This is a genomic window from Streptococcus raffinosi (genome assembly GCF_030284685.1).
Lineage (GTDB): Bacteria > Bacillota > Bacilli > Lactobacillales > Streptococcaceae > Streptococcus > Streptococcus raffinosi.
Map to the genome: position 1 here is coordinate 21038 of NZ_JASUZV010000011.1, position 17408 is coordinate 38445.

The following is a 17408-nucleotide window of genomic DNA, read 5'->3' on the forward strand; positions in this document are numbered from 1 at the left end:
AACGGCATTTGCCGTTTTTTTTTAATGTGGATGGAATCTTCATTTAAACCTTTGTCAGAGCATCTAAAAAAAGTTAAGGTTGCAACCTTAACTTTTTCGTTTTTATCCCAAGAAACGTTTGAGGAATTCCTTGGTACGTTCTTCCTTAGGATTTTCAAAGAGTTGTTCTGGACTACCTTGTTCAGCGATAACACCCTGGTCCATGAAGATGACACGGTCTGAAACGTCACGTGCGAACTCCATTTCATGGGTTACGATGATCATGGTTAAACCAGTTTGAGATAGTTCCTGCATGGTCTTGAGAACTTCCCCAACCATTTCTGGGTCTAGGGCTGAAGTAGGTTCATCAAAGAGGATGGCTTCTGGATTTACAGAGAGGGCGCGAGCGATAGCAACACGCTGTTTTTGCCCTCCTGAAAGTTGTTTTGGTTTAGCTTTCCAATATTGTTCCCCCATGCCAACTTTCTCCAAATTTGCCTTGGCGATGCTTTCAGCTTCTTTGCGATCACGTTTGAGAACAGTTGTTTGAGCCACGATGGCATTTTCTAAAACGTTGAGGTTTTCAAAGAGGTTGAAGGATTGGAACACCATTCCAAGCTTTTCACGATAAGCAGTAAGATTATAGCCCTTTTCAAGAACATTTTCTCCATGGAAGAGAATCTCACCGCCTGAAGGTGACTCAAGCAAGTTAATGGAGCGAAGGAAGGTTGATTTACCTGAACCTGACGAACCAATAATTGAGATAACTTCTCCTTCTTTAACACTGAGGGAGATATCTTTAAGGACTTCATTTTTTCCGTATGATTTTTTGAGGTTTTTGATTTCTAAAATCGTCTCAGTCATTAGTGAGCCCCTCCTTGTGTGTAAGTATCTTGGTCAAAGCGGCGTTCTACGTAACGTAAGATACGTGTCACTGTAAAGGTAAGGACAAAGTAGATGGCTGCGATAACAAAGAATGTTTGGAAGTATTGGTAAGTTTGTGTTGCCACAGTATTACCAGCGAAGTAAAGTTCGACAACAGAGATAACGTTCAAAACAGAAGTATCCTTGATGTTGATAACGAATTCATTACCAGTGGCTGGCAAGATGTTACGGATAACCTGTGGAAGAACAATCTTACGCATGGTTTGACCGTGAGAGAAACCAAGAGCAGTTGCGGCTTCGAATTGTCCCTTGTCTACTGCGAAGATACCACCACGAACGATTTCACTCATGTAGGCACCGGTATTAATAGAAACGATAATAACAGCGGCTAGGGTACGGTCAATGTTGATACCAAAGGCTTGGGCAGTACCGTAGTAGATAACCATAGATTGTACAATCATAGGAGTGCCACGGAAAACTTCGATATAGACATTAAGAACCCAACCGAAGAGTTTTTGGAGCAAGGCTACAAATTTATTAGCAGCTTTAGGAGCTGTGCGGTAAACACCAATCATAAGACCGATGAAAGTACCCACTACTGTACCGATAATTGAGATAAGAAGGGTAATTCCTGTACCACGTAAGAATTGTGGCCAGTTTTTACTTAGAATAGTTGCCATTTGGCTAAAGAAGCCAGTCTTCTTTGTTTCATCATGTTTTTCAGCAGGCTGAATACTAATGATGTGGTTCATGAGTTTAGCTCGGTCATCTTGACTAATAGTGGCAAGGACCTTATTAACTTGAGTGAGTGTTTCTGTATCGTCCTTACGAAGACCAACGGCAATCGAAATGTCGTCGTTAGAGACCTTGAATCCGTCACCTTTTTTGAGAGCTATCATCTTGTAAGTTGAGCTAGCTGCCTCAGCTGTGAGTGCTTCAGGTCTCTCAGAGATATAACCATCAATAATGCCAGAAGATAGCGCTTGACGCATGGCACCAAAGTCACTCATGGGTGTTTGTTTATCAACATTTGGAATTTGTGTGATTAGGTCTACCAAGTAGTTTCCCTGTTGGGCAGTAATCTTGGCCCCCTTGAAATCGTCAATCGTTTTTGCATTGGCATACTTACCTTTTGCATCGACCACAACTACAGGTTCACTCGTATAGTAGCTATCTGAGAAGTTGATTTCTTTACGGCGTTCAGCAGTTGTACTCATACCTGCAACAATCATATCAATCTTACTAGATGTGAGGGCAGGGATGAGACCGGTCCAGGCCGTTTTGACGACTAAAGGTTTCTTACCTTGAGCTTCAGCGATTTTTTTAGCGATTTGCACGTCATAACCGTTGGCATACTGTTTTGTTCCTTCGATTGGAACAGCTCCATTTGAGTTATCGTCCTGTGTCCAGTTAAAAGGTGCGTAGGCAGCCTCCATCCCGACACGGAGATACTCGTCTGCTTGAGCGCTTGATACCCCACCAAAAACGAGGAGAAGCGCTGCAAAGCAGGCTACAATAATTTTTTTCATTGAAACAATGTCTCCTATAAAAATGTCATTCCTTACCATTTTACAGGAAATTAGGACTGATGACAATAAGTTAAGACTAGAAAAAAACTGTATATCAGGATTGTCTTTAAATACAGTTGCTAATTTGATATAATGGGAAGGACAATTTAGAGCCTTACTCATTATTAGTGTGATAAGACTAACATTTTTAAACGGAGTGAATTATGCAAACGGCACAGTATATTATTGAATTACTAAAAGCGGTTTTTCTAGGGGTTGTTGAAGGAGTCACTGAGTGGTTGCCTATTTCGTCAACAGGTCACTTGATTTTGGTTAATGAATTCTTGAACTTGAGACAAAGTAAAGCCTTCATTGATATGTTTAATATCGTAATCCAACTTGGTGCTATTCTGGCGGTTATGGTCATCTACTTTAAACGTTTGAATCCCTTCCAACCTGGTAAGACAGCACGTGAAGTGCAATTGACTTGGCAACTTTGGCTTAAGGTAGTCATTGCTTGTATCCCTTCAGCTTTCATTGGACTCTTTTTGGATGATTGGATGGAAGCTCACCTCAGTAATTTCCTTGTTGTAGCCATCATGTTGGTGGTCTACGGGATTGCCTTTATTTGGATTGAGGACCGTAATCGACGTGTTGAACCTAAGGTAACCGATTTGGCACGTATGTCTTACAAGACAGCTTTCTATATCGGTCTTTTCCAAGTTTTGAGTATCATCCCAGGGACAAGCCGTTCAGGTGCTACTATTCTTGGGGGTATCATCGTTGGTACTAGCCGTAGCGTAGCCGCTGACTTCACTTTCTTCCTTGGTATTCCAACCATGTTTGGTTACAGTGGTCTTAAGGCAGTTAAGTACTTTATTGATGGGAATACATTGACTGGAGGACAAGTAGCCATTCTCCTGGTAGCTAGTGTAACAGCCTTTGTTGTCAGCTTGTTTGTCATTCGCTTCTTGATGAACTATATTAAGAAACATGACTTCACGGTTTTCGGAAAATACCGTATTGTACTTGGTATTATCGTGCTTCTCTATGGAGCGATCAAACTTATTTTTGGATAATTACTTTTAAGTAAACTGAAAAGGACTTCAATTGGAGTCCTTTTTATCTGGTTTTGAAATCATTTGTGGATAAGTTTTCCAAAGATGAGATAAGCTAGCAACCATAGGACCAGTCCGCAGGTTAAGAAACTAGCTAGGATTTTCAAGAAGTCCACGACATTATGCAAGGGATACCATCCAGATAAACATAGAATTGGAAGGATGGTAACACACATGATTGAGAAGTGGAGCAGTGATTGCTGTTTGAGCGATAAACGGTTATCGTCGTAAATGGGAGCAGTTGCTAGTATGATGGCGACAATTAGCCCCGTAAGAAAGGTAGATTTATTTACTTGATGGGGTTGCCCGGATAAGTAGAGAAGGAGCGTCAATAAACTCGTTATTCCCCCAGCAATGCTAGCTCGTAGCCACCCTTTTTTGTAGGCAGTCATGGTCATCACCTCCACGTATAGGCTCACTTTTATTATACAACTTTCTGGGGGAGATGATAGGTATTAATGGGGAAATACAAGGTTTTGTTAGCATTAGAGAATTTTTAGAAAAGCTTCTTAAAATAAGATCTAAACTTGCTCAGAAATTGCTATCTCTTGGCTTTTCTAGTATAATGAAATAACTACTCGTGCGAGGTTTTTTACATATGGAAATGAAACAAATAAGCGAGACAACTCTAAAAATCATGATTACCATGGAAGATCTTGAAGAGCATGGTATGGAGTTGAAAGATTTCTTGATTCCCCAGGAAAAAACAGAGGAATTTTTCTACACTGTTATGGATGAGTTGGACTTGCCAGATAACTTTAAAAATAGCGGAATGCTGAGCTTTCGTGTCACGCCACGCAAGGACCGTGTGGATGTTTTCGTAACCAAATCAGATATTAAGGAAGAACTTGACTTCAACGATTTGTCTGACATGGATGAGTACTCTGGCCTTTCTCCAGAAGAGTTTCTCAAGGCTCTTGAAGGAAACTTCATGGATAAGGGAGATATTGAGGCTCACCATAAGCTTGAAGAACTCGAAAAGACTTTGGAAGAAGTTGATAAGTCAATGACAGAACCTAGCAAAGAAGAAGCTGAGGAAAACATTCGTGAAGATTATACCCACTACGTCTTGGCTTTCTCTGATTTTGATCAAGTGGTGACCTTTACGCAAGGCTTGAAGGATGTGCCTGTAGAAGGTTCTGAGCTGTATAAACTTGGCGATGCCTACTATATGACAATCCTTCTTTACTTGGCCGATGAGCCTGATTACTATGCGAACAATATGTATGCGCGTTTCCTTGAATATGCAAATGTGGCAGATCGCACACGTGCCTACCTACAAGAGCATGCAATAATCTTGATGGAAGAGGACGCCTTACCGGTATTACAAGCAACGAAATGGAGCTAAGATATGCCTTGGACAATTAACTATATTTTTGTCTTGATTGGGGCTTTTTTAATCGCTGTTGTGACGACCCCTATAGTTCGCTCTTTGGCCTTTCGTGTCGGAGCCGTTGACAATCCAAATGCTAGACGTATTAATAAAAAACCAATGCCTAGTGCAGGTGGTTTAGCCATTTTGTTGTCTTTTGTATTATCAACCTTGGTGTTCATGCCCATGGTCATCCATAAGGAAATCTGGCATATTTCATATATTAGGTACATTCTACCCGTTGTCGTGGGGGGAGCTATCGTCGCATTGACAGGCTTTATTGATGATATTCTAGAATTAAAGCCTCTGCCTAAGATGATTGGTATTATGACTGGAGCAATCGTCGTGTGGGCTTTTACGGACTTCCGATTTGATAGCTTTAAGATTCCTTTTGGTGGTCCTATGATTTATTTTGGGCCAGTATTGACTTTGATTTTAACGGTATTATGGATTACTGCCATCACCAATGCTATTAATCTGATTGATGGTTTGGACGGTTTGGTCGGAGGAGTTTCCATCATTTCCCTTATGACGATGGGGGTAATTTCTTATTTCTTCCTCTATGATACTGATATTTTCTTGACCATGACCATCTTTGTCTTGGTGGCGGCTATTGTTGGCTTTTTCCCTTATAACTATCACCCTGCTATTATTTATCTCGGTGATACGGGGGCTCTCTTTATTGGTTTTATGATTGGTGTCTTATCGCTTCAGGGTTTGAAAAATGCAACGGCTGTAGCGATTTTATCGCCAGTTATTATCCTTGGGGTACCGATTGTAGATACGGTGGTGGCCATTGTCCGTCGTAAGTTGTCTGGGCGTCCAGCTATGGAAGCTGACAAGATGCACTTACACCACCGACTTTTAGCTATGGGGTTCACTCATCGAGGAGCTGTTTTAGTAGTCTATGCTATCGCTATCCTATTTTCATTGATTGCCCTCTTGCTTAATGTTTCTAGTCGTCTAGGTGGTATTCTCTTACTGTTAAGCTTGATGTTGGGAATGGAAATTCTGATTGAAGGGCTTGAGATTTGGGGCGTTGGTCGGACACCACTCTTTAATCTCTTGAAATTTATCGGGAATAGCGACTATCGTCAAGCGACCATGTTGAAATGGAAGCAAGAACGAAAAAAATAAACATTTGAAAAGCCAAGTAATGGCTTTTTTGTTATAATAATTCTAATTAAGGAAGATGGAATTTGTTTCCTGTTTTCCAGAAAATAGCAATGCTGTTTTCAAAAAATAATGATATTTTGCGAGCTGAGTCTCGCTGTATATATGAAAAAGGAGTATACAATGTCTGTACTTGAAATCAAAAATCTTCATGTTTCTGTTGAAGATAAGGAAATCTTGAAGGGTCTCAATTTGACCCTTAAAACGGGTGAGATTGCTGCTATTATGGGTCCTAACGGAACAGGTAAATCTACCCTCTCAGCTGCTATCATGGGTAATCCAAACTATGAGGTCACAGAAGGTGACATCCTTTTTGATGGTGAAAGCATCCTTGATTTGGAAGTTGACGAACGTGCACGTCTCGGTCTTTTCCTTGCCATGCAATACCCAGCTGAGATCCCAGGGATTACGAATGCTGAGTTCATCCGTGCGGCTATGAACGCTGGTAAAGAAGATGAGGATAAGATTTCTGTCCTTGATTTCATCACTAAATTGGATGAGAAAATGGAATTACTTGGTATGCGTGAAGAAATGGCTGAGCGTTACCTTAATGAAGGTTTCTCAGGTGGTGAGAAGAAACGTAACGAAATTCTTCAATTGCTCATGTTGGAACCTAAATTTGCCCTTCTTGATGAAATTGACTCAGGTCTTGATATCGATGCCCTTAAAGTAGTTTCAAAAGGGGTTAATGCCATGCGTGGTGAAGGTTTTGGTGCCATGATTATCACTCACTACCAACGTCTCTTGAACTACATCACTCCAGATGTGGTACACGTGATGATGGAAGGAAAAGTGGTTCTTTCAGGCGGTCCTGAATTGGCTGCTCGTCTTGAGCAAGAAGGGTATGCGAAAATCGCTGAAGAGCTCGGCTACGAGTACCACGAAGAAGCTTAAGTCAGTTACTCGAAATAACTAGAAAAGGAGTAACCTATGTCAAAAGAATCTATTATCGCTTTTTCTCAAGCAAAAGCAGAGCCACTCTGGTTGCAAGACCTTCGTCAAGCAGCCTTTGATAAGCTTGAAAGCTTGGATCTTCCAAGAATTGAGCGTGTAAAATTCCATCGTTGGAATCTCGGTGATGGTACGCTTACTGAAAATGAACCATCAGCCAATGTGCCTGATTTTACAGCGCTCGGAAACAACCCTAAATTGGTTCAAGTAGGAACAAATACTGTTCTTGAACAATTGCCAGCTGACTTGATTAGCCAAGGTGTGGTCTTCACAGACCTTACAACTGCTCTTGAGGAAATCCCAGAAGTCGTTGAAGCCTTCTTTGGTAAGGCTGTAGCCTATGATGAGGACAAATTGGCAGCTTATAACTATGCCTACTTCAATAGTGCAGCGGTCCTTTACGTGCCAGATAATGTCGAAGCTGATTTGCCAGTTGAGGGCTATTTCTACCAAGATGGGACTTCAAATGTTCCGTTTAACAAACACATTTTAATTATAGCTGGTAAAAACAGTAAATTGACTTACCTTGAACGTTTTGAAACCCTAGGTGAAGCGACTGAAAAAGCCAGTGCTAATATTTCTGTAGAAGTTATTGCTCAAGACGGTGCCCAAGTTAAGTTTGCGGCCATTGACCGTTTGGGTGAAAATGTGACAACCTATATCAGTCGTCGAGGACGTATCGGTCGTGATGCGAGTCTTGATTGGGCTCTTGGTATTATGAACGAGGGTAATGTCATTGCAGACTTTGATAGTGACTTGATTGGTGATGGTAGCCATGCTAATCTTAAGGTTATCGGACTTTCATCTGGCCGTCAGGTTCAAGGGATTGATACTCGTGTGACTAACTATGGTAACAACTCTGTGGGTCATATCCTACAACATGGGGTTATCTTAGAACGTGGTACCTTGACTTTCAATGGTATTGGTCACATTGTCAAAGGTGCTAAGGGTGCTGATGCGCAACAAGAAAGCCGTGTGCTCATGCTTTCAGACAAGGCCCGTTCAGATGCTAACCCAATCCTTTTGATTGATGAAAATGAAGTTACAGCAGGACATGCTGCTTCAATCGGTCAGGTGGATCCAGAGGATATGTACTACCTCATGAGTCGTGGACTTGATCAAGACACTGCAGAACGTTTGGTTATTCGTGGCTTCTTGGGAGCAGTTATCACTGAAATCCCAGTTAAAGAAGTGCGTGACGAGATGATTTCTGTAACAGATACCAAACTAAACAAACGTTAGGAACTATCGACACAGATAGCCTAACTTATGATATATCTAGATAGGGAGATAAGATGTCAACTTTAGATGCCTATAAGATTCGACAAGATTTTGCCATTTTAGATCAAGTAGTTAATGATGAGCCCTTGGTGTACTTGGATAATGCAGCGACGACTCAGAAACCTCAAGTAGTTCTAGACGCTCTTATGGCCTATTATCATGAGGATAATGCCAATGTTCACCGTGGCGTGCATACCTTGGCAGAGCGTGCAACAGCTGCTTACGAAGCTAGTCGTGAAAAGTTACGTCAGTTTATCAATGCGAAAACAACTAAAGAAGTGCTCTTTACACGTGGAACGACAACCGGTCTTAACTGGGTTGGTCGTTTTGCGGAGCAGGTTCTTGAACCAGGAGACGAAGTGCTTATTTCCATTATGGAGCACCACTCCAATGTCATTCCTTGGCAAGAAGCTTGTAAGAAGACGGGTGCTAAGCTTGTCTATGCCTACTTGAAAGACGGTCAGTTGGATATGGAAGACTTGACCAACAAGATTACAGAAAAGACAAAATTTGTAAGTCTGGCTCAGGTTTCTAACGTTCTAGGTTGTATCAATCCTGTTAAGGAGATTGCCCAGTTAGCCCATCAAGTTGGGGCTTATATGGTTGTGGATGGTGCCCAATCTGCCCCTCACATGACCATTGATGTTCAAGATTTGGATTGTGATTTCTTTGCCCTTTCTGGGCACAAGATGTTAGGTCCAACAGGAATTGGTGTGCTTTATGGCAAGGAAGAAATTCTCAACCAGATGAATCCTATTGAGTTTGGTGGTGAGATGATTGATTTCGTCTACGAACAAGAAGCCACTTGGAAGGAACTGCCTTGGAAATTCGAGGCTGGGACACCTAATATTGCAGGAGCTATTGCTCTTGGTGCTGCTGTGGACTACCTCACTAACCTGGGTATGGAAAATGTTCATGCTTACGAGCAAGAATTGGTTGACTATGTTTTGCCTAAGCTTCAAGCAATTGAAGGTTTGACGGTTTATGGTCCAGAAGATCCTAATCAACATACTGGTGTTATTGCCTTTAATATTGATGGACTTCATCCCCATGATGTGGCGACTGCCCTTGATTATGAAGGGGTGGCCGTGCGTGCAGGTCACCACTGTGCCCAGCCGTTGATCACTCATTTAGGTATTTCATCAGCTGCCCGTGCGAGCTTCTATGTTTACAATACCAAAGAGGATTGTGACAAGCTTGTGGAGGCAATTCTTGCGACGAAGGAGTTTTTCAATGGCACTCTCTAGACTAGATAGTTTATATATGGCTGTTGTGGCCGACCACTCTAAGAGCCCTCACCATCATGGTGTTTTGCCTGATGTGGAGCAACTTCAACTGAATAATCCGACTTGTGGAGATGTTATCAATCTGTCAGTCAAATTTGATGGTGACGTGATTGAAGACATTGCCTTTGCTGGCGATGGTTGTACCATTTCGACAGCCTCATCAAGTATGATGACGGATGCTGTTATTGGTAAGACTAAGGCAGAAGCTTTAGAACTGGCGGAAATTTTCTCGCTCATGATTCAAGGAGAACATGACATCAATACAGATAAATTAGGTGAAGCTAAGCTCTTGGCAGGAGTTTCCAAATTTCCACAACGTATCAAATGTGCAACCCTCTCTTGGAATGCTCTCAAAAAGGCTATAGAGAGAAGCGAGCTTTAAAATAAGAAAACTAATCAACCCTTTAAAAAAGGAAAATACTATGACTGAAACAAATGAAAAAGTAGAACCAAAACCCATTGATCTTGGGGAATATAAATACGGTTTCCATGATGATGTGACACCAGTCTTTTCAACAGGAAAAGGAATCAGTGAAGACGTGGTTCGTGCCATGTCTGCTGAAAAAGGGGAACCTGAGTGGATGCTTGAATTCCGCTTGAAATCATTGGAAACCTTTAATAAAATGCCTATGCAAGAGTGGGGACCAGACCTTTCTGAAATCGACTTTGATGACTTGACCTATTTCCAAAAAGCGTCAGACAGACCTGCTCGTGATTGGGAAGATGTTCCTGAAAAAATCAAGGAAACCTTTGAACGTATTGGTATCCCCGAAGCTGAACGTGCTTACCTGGCAGGAGCTTCGGCTCAGTATGAATCAGAAGTGGTTTACCACAATATGAAAGAAGAGTACGATAAGTTGGGAATCATCTTTACGGATACAGACTCAGCTCTTAAAGAGTACCCAGAACTCTTCAAGAAGTACTTCTCAAAACTGGTTCCTCCAACAGATAACAAATTTGCGGCCCTTAACTCAGCCTTCTGGTCAGGCGGTACCTTTATTTATGTGCCAAAAGGTGTTAAGGTAGATATCCCACTTCAAACCTACTTCCGTATCAATAATGAAGCTACGGCTCAGTTTGAACGCACACTCATCATCGTTGATGAAGGGGCCAGCGTTCACTATGTGGAAGGCTGTACGGCACCAACCTATACTTCAGCCAGCCTTCATGCGGCTATCGTTGAAATCTTTGCGCTTGAAGGAGCCTATATGCGTTATTCAACCATTCAAAACTGGTCAGATAGCGTCTATAATTTGGTAACCAAACGTGCTACTGCTAAGAAAAATGCGACTGTTGAGTGGATTGACGGTAATCTTGGTGCTAAGAAAACAATGAAGTACCCATCAGTTTACCTAGATGGTGAAGGTGCGCGTGGGACTATGCTTTCTATCGCCTTTGCCAATGCTGGTCAGCACCAGGACACAGGAGCTAAGATGATCCATAATGCGCCACATACATCATCATCTATTGTCTCTAAATCAATCGCCCGTAATGGTGGTAAGGTTGACTATCGTGGTCAAGTAACTTTCAATAAGGACTCTAAAAAGTCTGGTTCTCACATTGAATGTGACACGATCTTGATGGATGATTTATCTAAGTCAGATACGATTCCATTTAATGAAATTCACAATTCTCAAGTGGCCCTAGAACACGAAGCCAAAGTTTCTAAGATTTCTGAAGAGCAACTCTACTACCTCATGAGTCGTGGTCTTTCCGAACAAGAAGCAACTGAAATGATTGTCATGGGATTTGTAGAACCATTTACCAAAGAACTTCCAATGGAATATGCTGTTGAGCTTAACCGCTTGATTAGTTATGAAATGGAAGGATCAGTTGGGTAAGAAGTAAGCTCGTGTATAAATACAGAGTAAACTGAGAATTTAGTTCAAAACAAAAAAGGTTAAGATAGGCATCTTAGCCTTTTTTTGTTGGCATTGATTGTAAATCGCCTATGTATAGCGAAGCAAGAGCTATAAATGCATCATTTTTGGGATATTTCGAGTCTTTTTAAAGACAAAAATAACTGAATTGTCGAATTATTAAGAATTACGTCTTTACTTTAGATAATTTTAAGGTATAATTATACACGAAAGTAAATTTTTTATTGGAGGAGGTTTCTTATAATTATGATTAAGAAACGTAACTTTAAGAGTATTGTAGCCGTTGGAGTAATTACTTTAGCTTCTGCAACACTTCTTGCTGCTTGTGGCTCAAAATCAACCTCAAGTAAAGATGAAATTAACTGGTACACCCCTACTGAAATATTGACCCTTGATATTTCTAAAAATACAGATCACTATTCAGCCTTGGCGCTTGGGAACTCAGAAAGTAACTTACTTCGTGTTGATAAAGATGGGAAGTTGCAACCTGATTTGGCTAAAAAGGTTGATGTATCAGCTGATGGTTTGACTTATACAGCGACTCTTAGAGATGACTTGAAGTATTCAGATGGTACTAAGCTTACTGCTGAGGACTTTGTCTATACTTGGCAACGTATGGTTGATCCTGCTACAGCTTCTGAGTATGCTTACCTTGCTTCAGATTCTCACCTTGTTAATGCTGCAGACATTATTGCTGGTAAGAAGAGCGTTGATGAATTGGGTGTTAAGGCTGAAGGAAATAAAGTTATCTTTACTTTGTCAAATCCTTCTCCACAATTCAAGAGTCTTTTGTCATTCTCAAACTTTGTCCCACAACATAAGGAATTTGTAGAAAAGACTGGAAAACAATACGGAACGAAGTCTGATAAACAAATTTATTCTGGACCTTTTAAAGTTGAAAATTGGAATGGTACAAGTGGTAGCTTCAAACTTGTCAAAAATGACAATTACTGGGATGCTAAGCACGTTAAAACAAAGACAATCAATATTCAAACGGTTAAAAAACCTGATACAGCCGTCCAAATGTATAAACAAGGTCAACTTGACTTTGCAAATATTTCAAATACGTCTGCTATTTTTAATGCCAATAAGAAAAACAAAGATGTTGTTACAGTTCCAGAAGCAACAACAAGTTATATGACCTATAATGAAACTGGTAAAGTTAAAGGTCTAGATAATCTTAAAATCCGTCAAGCTCTCAACCTTGCTACTGACCGTAAAGGTATTGTCGAAGCTGCGGTTGATACAGGTTCAGTCCCAGCAACTAGTTTTGCACCTACTGGATTGGAAAAATTACCTGATGGTACTGATTTATCTAAATATGTGGCACCTGGCTATAGCTATAACAAGGAAGAAGCAGCTAAGCTCTTCAAAGAAGGTCTTGCTGAAGCTGGTTTAAGTGACTTGAAATTGACAATTACAGCAGATTCAGATTCACCTGTTTCTAAAGCTGCAGTTGATTACATTAAAGAAACTTGGGAAAAAGCTCTTCCTGGTTTGACTGTTGAAGAAAAATTTGTGACATTTAAACAACGTCTTGAAGATACTAAGAATCAAAACTTTGATGTTGCTCTTGTTCTTTGGGGTGGTGACTATCCAGAAGGATCAACATTCTATAGCTTGTTCACTTCAAATTCCGCTTATAACTATGGTAAGGCAAATAGCTCTACATACGATGCAGCCTATGAAAAAGCTATTTCGACTGATGCATTAGATCCAACAGCCGCTGCAAATGATTATAAAGCTGCTGAAAAAGCACTTTATGATGAAGCGATGTATAATCCGATTTACTTCCGATTTACAAAAGGCTTGCAAAATCCTTCAATCAAAGGACTTGTACGTAACTCAACTGGTCTTGATGTTGACTTCACCTATGCTTATAAAGATAAATAATTGCTATCATTATAATGACAGAGTAAAGTAGAACATTCATCAGCTACTGTATGTACGTTTATCGCAAAATGAACTAAGAAGCTGGCGGCTTTAGTCCCAGCTTCTTTCGTTGTTACATAAAGGAAATTTTATGACGAAATATTTATTGAAAAGGATAGCTATTTTGCTAGTTACCCTATGGGTGGTTGTCACTCTATCTTTCTTCCTAATGCAAGTTATGCCGGGATCACCATTCAATAATCCCAAATTAACGAATGATATGATTGCGGTTATGAATAAGCAATATGGCTTAGATAAGCCAGTATGGCAACAGTATTTGCAATATCTATGGAATGTCCTGCACGGTGATTTAGGAACAAGTTATCAGTCTGCAAATCAGCCTGTTAGCATGATGATTAGTCAGCGTTTGGCAGTTTCAGCGCAACTGGGTATTCAAGCCCTTGTCGTTGGGGTATTGTCTGGTCTTTTTGTAGGAGCAGTGTCAGCACGTAATAAAAATAACTGGATTGATAATATCTTGAGCGTGCTATCAACACTCGGTATTTCAGTGCCTTCATTCATTATTGGTCTTTTGCTTTTGGATTACCTTGGATTTAAGTGGGGAGTTCTTCCTTTATCTGGATGGGGTTCATTTAGCCAAACGATTTTACCTACTTTAGCTCTTGCTATTCCAGTATTTGCTCAAGTTACTCGTTTTTTCCGTAGTGAAATGATTGAAACCATGAATACTGATTATATTCAACTAGCTAGGGCTAAGGGGTTAACAGCACGTCAAATTAGTAATCGACATGCTTATCGCAATTCAATGATTCCTGTTCTTACCTTAATCGGTCCAATGGCTGCTAATATTTTAACAGGTTCAGCACTCATAGAGCAGATTTTCTCAATTCCTGGAATTGGCCAACAGTTTGTTACCTCTATTCCAACAAAAGATTATCCTGTCATTATGGGAACCACTATCGTTTATGCCGTTATGCTTATGGTAGCTATCTTATTGACAGATATCATTACTAGTTTTGTGGATCCACGTGTCCGTCTGAAGTAAGGAGAGTATCATGGAAGAAAAAAAACTATTCAAACTTGTTGGTGCTGGAAACACTGAATCACAAGAAAAAATTGAAAAACCGACTCTTTCTTTTACACAAGATGCTTGGAGACGTCTGAAAAAAAATAAATTGGCGACCATATCCCTTTGGTTTTTAGCCATTCTACTGGTCTTTTCAATTGGCTCAAATTTCTTTGTTAATGCCAAGGATGCTAATAGTTTTAATGGTGATGAAGTTAAGACATATCGTAATTTACCACCTAAACTATCAGATAGCTTACCATTCTGGAATGGTAGTATTGTATTTTCAGGTAATACGGAGCCTAATGATGTGTACTCTGATCAATCAGTTCCAAAAGACGATAAATTTATTTTGGGAACTGACAATCTGGGACGTAGCTTAGCGAAACGTGTGATTGTTGGTATACGTATCTCTCTCTTAATTGCCATCGTTGCTACTTTAATTGATTTGATTATTGGAGTGACCTATGGTCTGGTGTCAGGTTTCTTAGGTGGGAAGATTGACCTCTTCATGCAACGTGTTATTGAGGTCATCTCATCTATCCCTAACTTGGTCATAGTAACGATGTTAGGGCTTCTTTTGGGTAGTGGTGTGTTGTCAATCATTATCTCAATTGCCATAGTCGGATGGACGTCCATGGCGCGTCAAGTACGTAATTTGACCCTATCTTACCGAGAACGTGAATTTGTTTTAGCCTCACGTGCTTTGGGTGAAAATAAATTCAAGATAGCTTTTAAACATGTTTTACCAAATATTTCAGGTATCATTATTGTTCAAATTATGATGACAGTTCCAAGTGCTATTATGTACGAAGCGGTTCTGTCAGCTATCAATTTGGGGGTTAAGCCACCAACAGCTTCTTTAGGTTCGTTGATTACAGATGCTTCTGAAAATCTCCAATACTACCCTTATCAGGTGGTTATTCCTGCCTTGGCTCTTGTTTTTATCTCTCTTGCCTTTATTCTTTTAGGGGACGGCTTGCGTGATGCGTTTGACCCTAAATCTAACAAAGAAAACTAATAGGAGCGTAATAATGATGAAAGAAACGATTTTAAGTGTAAAAAATCTCCATGTTAATTTTCATACTTACGCTGGAGAAGTAAAAGCGATTCGTGATGTCAATTTTGACTTGAAAAAAGGTGAGACACTAGCGATTGTTGGTGAATCTGGTTCAGGAAAGTCTGTAACGACAAGGACGCTAATGGGTCTATCAGACAAAAACGCTAAGGTAACTGGAGACATTACCTTTAAGGGGCGTGATATGCAAACCTTGAAGGAGGAAGATTGGGTTAAGGTTCGTGGAAATGATATTGCTATGATTTTTCAGGATCCTATGACCAGTCTTGACCCTACTATGAAAATTGGGCGCCAAATTGCTGAGCCTATCATGCTTCATACCAAGGTATCTCAAAAAGAAGCCATAGATATGGCTTTACAATTAATGAAAGATGTTGGCATACCTAATGCCGAAGAACATATAAATGACTACCCTCACCAATGGTCAGGGGGAATGCGTCAAAGAGCAGTAATTGCCATTGCTCTAGCTGCAAATCCTGAAATTTTGATTGCTGATGAGCCTACTACTGCCTTAGATGTTACGATTCAAGCACAAATTCTTCATCTGATGAAAAAAATCCAAGAAAAGCGTGATTCATCCATTATTTTTATTACACATGACTTGGGTGTTGTTGCTGGGATGGCTGATCGTGTGGCGGTAATGTATGCTGGTAAAATAGTGGAATATGGGACTGTGGATGAGGTTTTCTACAATCCGCAACACCCATACACATGGGGTCTTCTTAACTCTATGCCTACAACAGAAACAGAATCTGGTAGCCTAGAAGCTATTCCAGGGACTCCTCCAGATTTGCTTTATCCTCCTAAAGGTGATGCCTTTGCTGCTCGAAATGCCTTTGCTTTAGATATTGATTATCAGGAAGAACCGCCAATGTTTAAGGTATCAGATACGCATTTTGCAGCAACATGGCTCTTGGATGAACGAGCTCCTAAAGTAACCCCTCCTTCACCAATATTGAAACGATGGGAAAAATGGTCAAAGATGAAGGAGAAATAAGATGACACAAGAACGTAAGAAGTTAGTAGAACTAAAAAATGTGTCTCTAACTTTTAATAAAGGAAAATCAAACGAAGTTAAGGCGATTGATGACGTTAGCTTTGATATCTATGAGGGTGAAATTTTTGGCCTAGTTGGTGAATCTGGTTCAGGTAAAACAACCATTGGGCGTTCTATTTTAAAGCTTTATGATATTGATTCGGGTACTGTTACCTTTGCAGGTAATGACATATCAAGCTTAAAAGGGAAAGACCTTCATGAATTCCGTAAGACAGCTCAGATGATTTTTCAAGATCCTCAAGCTAGTCTTAATGGACGCATGAAAATCCGTGATATTATTGCTGAAGGTATTGATATTCATAAATTGGCTAAAACCAAAGAAGAACGTGAAGCCAAGGTTAAAGAGCTCATTGATTTGGTAGGATTAAATGAAGATCACTTATCAAGATATCCTCATGAGTTTTCTGGTGGTCAACGCCAAAGGATTGGTATTGCGCGTGCTTTAGCGGTTAATCCTCATTTTATCGTAGCAGACGAACCGATTTCTGCTTTGGATGTCTCTATTCAAGCACAGGTGGTTAATTTGATGCAGAAGTTGCAACATGAACAGGGATTAACATATTTGTTTATTGCCCATGACCTATCAATGGTTAAATATATATCCGATCGTATTGGTGTAATGCATTGGGGTAAACTCCTTGAAGTAGGACCTGCAGATGAGATTTATCATAACCCGATTCATCCTTATACGAAGAGTCTATTATCTGCAATTCCAGAACCAGATCCAGAAAGAGAGCGTAAGCGTCAACATTTGATTTACGATTCCTCTATTGAAAATGATGGGGAAAGTAGACAAATGTATGAAATCCGACCAGGACATTTTGTTTATGCTACAGAAGCAGAGGCTAAGAATTACAAAGAAGAAGCCAAGGCAAATTAAA

General features: G+C 40.3%; 16 protein-coding genes. 13 read left to right on the forward strand and 3 right to left on the reverse strand.

Annotated features, from left to right (window positions below; translation table 11 throughout):
* Window positions 1–102 precede the first annotated feature (102 nt).
* Together QRD39_RS07875 and QRD39_RS07880 are read right to left on the reverse strand one after the other, a co-directional pair.
* Window positions 103–843 (reverse strand): amino acid ABC transporter ATP-binding protein, encoded by a 741-nt coding sequence (locus QRD39_RS07875; protein WP_285956160.1) that lies wholly within the window; start codon window positions 841–843, stop codon window positions 103–105.
* On the reverse strand, window positions 843–2393 hold the full coding sequence (locus QRD39_RS07880) for an ABC transporter substrate-binding protein/permease (RefSeq protein ID WP_285956161.1): 1551 nt from the start codon (window positions 2391–2393) through the stop codon (window positions 843–845). Before QRD39_RS07880 ends, QRD39_RS07875 begins: the two co-directional genes overlap by 1 nt.
* 203 nt (window positions 2394–2596) lie before the next feature.
* On the opposite strand from QRD39_RS07880, the gene QRD39_RS07885 reads away from it, so the two are divergent.
* Window positions 2597–3451 carry an undecaprenyl-diphosphate phosphatase gene (locus QRD39_RS07885; protein WP_008535722.1) on the forward strand — a complete coding sequence of 285 codons (855 nt, stop codon included), beginning with the start codon at window positions 2597–2599 and terminating at the stop codon, window positions 3449–3451.
* Between the two features lie 59 nt (window positions 3452–3510).
* On the opposite strand, the gene QRD39_RS07890 is transcribed toward QRD39_RS07885, so the two are convergent.
* The gene (locus QRD39_RS07890) at window positions 3511–3882 is read right to left on the reverse strand and encodes a DUF3021 family protein (RefSeq protein WP_037620112.1); all 372 of its coding nucleotides are present in this window, start codon (window positions 3880–3882) and stop codon (window positions 3511–3513) included.
* Window positions 3883–4088: 206 nt separating this feature from the next.
* Here QRD39_RS07890 and mecA point away from each other — a divergent pair, with 206 nt between their 5' ends.
* From mecA to QRD39_RS07950, 12 genes are all read left to right on the forward strand, one after another.
* A complete protein-coding gene (mecA, locus tag QRD39_RS07895) occupies window positions 4089–4838 on the forward strand; it encodes an adaptor protein MecA (RefSeq protein WP_008535724.1) in 750 nt (249 codons plus the stop codon).
* Between the two features lie 3 nt (window positions 4839–4841).
* Entirely contained in the window at window positions 4842–5999 is a 1158-nt protein-coding gene (locus tag QRD39_RS07900) for a glycosyltransferase family 4 protein (protein ID WP_008535725.1), read from the forward strand.
* 159 nt (window positions 6000–6158) lie between these two features.
* Complete coding sequence (sufC, locus tag QRD39_RS07905) at window positions 6159–6929, forward strand: Fe-S cluster assembly ATPase SufC (protein WP_021144922.1); 771 nt, start codon at window positions 6159–6161, stop codon at window positions 6927–6929.
* Window positions 6930–6965: 36 nt separating this feature from the next.
* Window positions 6966–8228 (forward strand): Fe-S cluster assembly protein SufD, encoded by a 1263-nt coding sequence (gene sufD, locus QRD39_RS07910; RefSeq protein WP_285956162.1) that lies wholly within the window; start codon window positions 6966–6968, stop codon window positions 8226–8228.
* A 53-nt stretch (window positions 8229–8281) separates the two neighbouring features.
* A complete protein-coding gene (locus tag QRD39_RS07915; RefSeq protein ID WP_008535728.1) occupies window positions 8282–9514 on the forward strand; it encodes a cysteine desulfurase in 1233 nt (410 codons plus the stop codon).
* On the forward strand, window positions 9501–9935 hold the full coding sequence (gene sufU / locus QRD39_RS07920) for a Fe-S cluster assembly sulfur transfer protein SufU (protein WP_008535729.1): 435 nt from the start codon (window positions 9501–9503) through the stop codon (window positions 9933–9935). Before QRD39_RS07915 ends, sufU begins: the two co-directional genes overlap by 14 nt.
* A gap of 40 nt (window positions 9936–9975) precedes the next feature.
* Window positions 9976–11394: a Fe-S cluster assembly protein SufB gene (gene sufB, locus QRD39_RS07925; protein WP_004183836.1), complete on the forward strand. Its 1419-nt coding sequence runs from the start codon at window positions 9976–9978 to the stop codon at window positions 11392–11394.
* Window positions 11395–11679: 285 nt separating this feature from the next.
* Window positions 11680–13326 (forward strand): peptide ABC transporter substrate-binding protein, encoded by a 1647-nt coding sequence (locus QRD39_RS07930; protein ID WP_004183835.1) that lies wholly within the window; start codon window positions 11680–11682, stop codon window positions 13324–13326.
* Between the two features lie 130 nt (window positions 13327–13456).
* Window positions 13457–14371 carry an ABC transporter permease gene (locus QRD39_RS07935; RefSeq protein WP_004183834.1) on the forward strand — a complete coding sequence of 305 codons (915 nt, stop codon included), beginning with the start codon at window positions 13457–13459 and terminating at the stop codon, window positions 14369–14371.
* Window positions 14372–14378: 7 nt separating this feature from the next.
* Window positions 14379–15413, forward strand: a complete 1035-nt coding sequence (locus QRD39_RS07940) for an ABC transporter permease (protein WP_285956189.1) — start codon at window positions 14379–14381, stop codon at window positions 15411–15413.
* 13 nt (window positions 15414–15426) lie between these two features.
* Window positions 15427–16467 (forward strand): ABC transporter ATP-binding protein, encoded by a 1041-nt coding sequence (locus QRD39_RS07945; protein ID WP_021151367.1) that lies wholly within the window; start codon window positions 15427–15429, stop codon window positions 16465–16467.
* Between the two features lies 1 nt (window position 16468).
* Window positions 16469–17407: an ABC transporter ATP-binding protein gene (locus QRD39_RS07950; RefSeq protein ID WP_008535734.1), complete on the forward strand. Its 939-nt coding sequence runs from the start codon at window positions 16469–16471 to the stop codon at window positions 17405–17407.
* Window position 17408: the final 1 nt, after the last annotated feature.

Excerpts from the sequence above, each read along its gene's own strand:
- QRD39_RS07930 (WP_004183835.1), top strand. The coding sequence starts at position 11,680 with ATGATTAAGAAACGTAACTTTAAGAGTATTGTAGCCGTTGGAGTAATT.
- QRD39_RS07875 (WP_285956160.1), bottom strand. The coding sequence starts at position 843 with ATGACTGAGACGATTTTAGAAATCAAAAACCTCAAAAAATCATACGGA.
- sufB (WP_004183836.1), top strand. The coding sequence starts at position 9,976 with ATGACTGAAACAAATGAAAAAGTAGAACCAAAACCCATTGATCTTGGG.
- QRD39_RS07915 (WP_008535728.1), top strand. The coding sequence starts at position 8,282 with ATGTCAACTTTAGATGCCTATAAGATTCGACAAGATTTTGCCATTTTA.
- QRD39_RS07880 (WP_285956161.1), bottom strand. The coding sequence starts at position 2,393 with ATGAAAAAAATTATTGTAGCCTGCTTTGCAGCGCTTCTCCTCGTTTTT.
- QRD39_RS07900 (WP_008535725.1), top strand. The coding sequence starts at position 4,842 with ATGCCTTGGACAATTAACTATATTTTTGTCTTGATTGGGGCTTTTTTA.
- sufC (WP_021144922.1), top strand. The coding sequence starts at position 6,159 with ATGTCTGTACTTGAAATCAAAAATCTTCATGTTTCTGTTGAAGATAAG.
- sufD (WP_285956162.1), top strand. The coding sequence starts at position 6,966 with ATGTCAAAAGAATCTATTATCGCTTTTTCTCAAGCAAAAGCAGAGCCA.
- QRD39_RS07935 (WP_004183834.1), top strand. The coding sequence starts at position 13,457 with ATGACGAAATATTTATTGAAAAGGATAGCTATTTTGCTAGTTACCCTA.
- QRD39_RS07890 (WP_037620112.1), bottom strand. The coding sequence starts at position 3,882 with ATGACTGCCTACAAAAAAGGGTGGCTACGAGCTAGCATTGCTGGGGGA.
- QRD39_RS07950 (WP_008535734.1), top strand. The coding sequence starts at position 16,469 with ATGACACAAGAACGTAAGAAGTTAGTAGAACTAAAAAATGTGTCTCTA.
- QRD39_RS07885 (WP_008535722.1), top strand. The coding sequence starts at position 2,597 with ATGCAAACGGCACAGTATATTATTGAATTACTAAAAGCGGTTTTTCTA.
- mecA (WP_008535724.1), top strand. The coding sequence starts at position 4,089 with ATGGAAATGAAACAAATAAGCGAGACAACTCTAAAAATCATGATTACC.
- QRD39_RS07945 (WP_021151367.1), top strand. The coding sequence starts at position 15,427 with ATGATGAAAGAAACGATTTTAAGTGTAAAAAATCTCCATGTTAATTTT.
- sufU (WP_008535729.1), top strand. The coding sequence starts at position 9,501 with ATGGCACTCTCTAGACTAGATAGTTTATATATGGCTGTTGTGGCCGAC.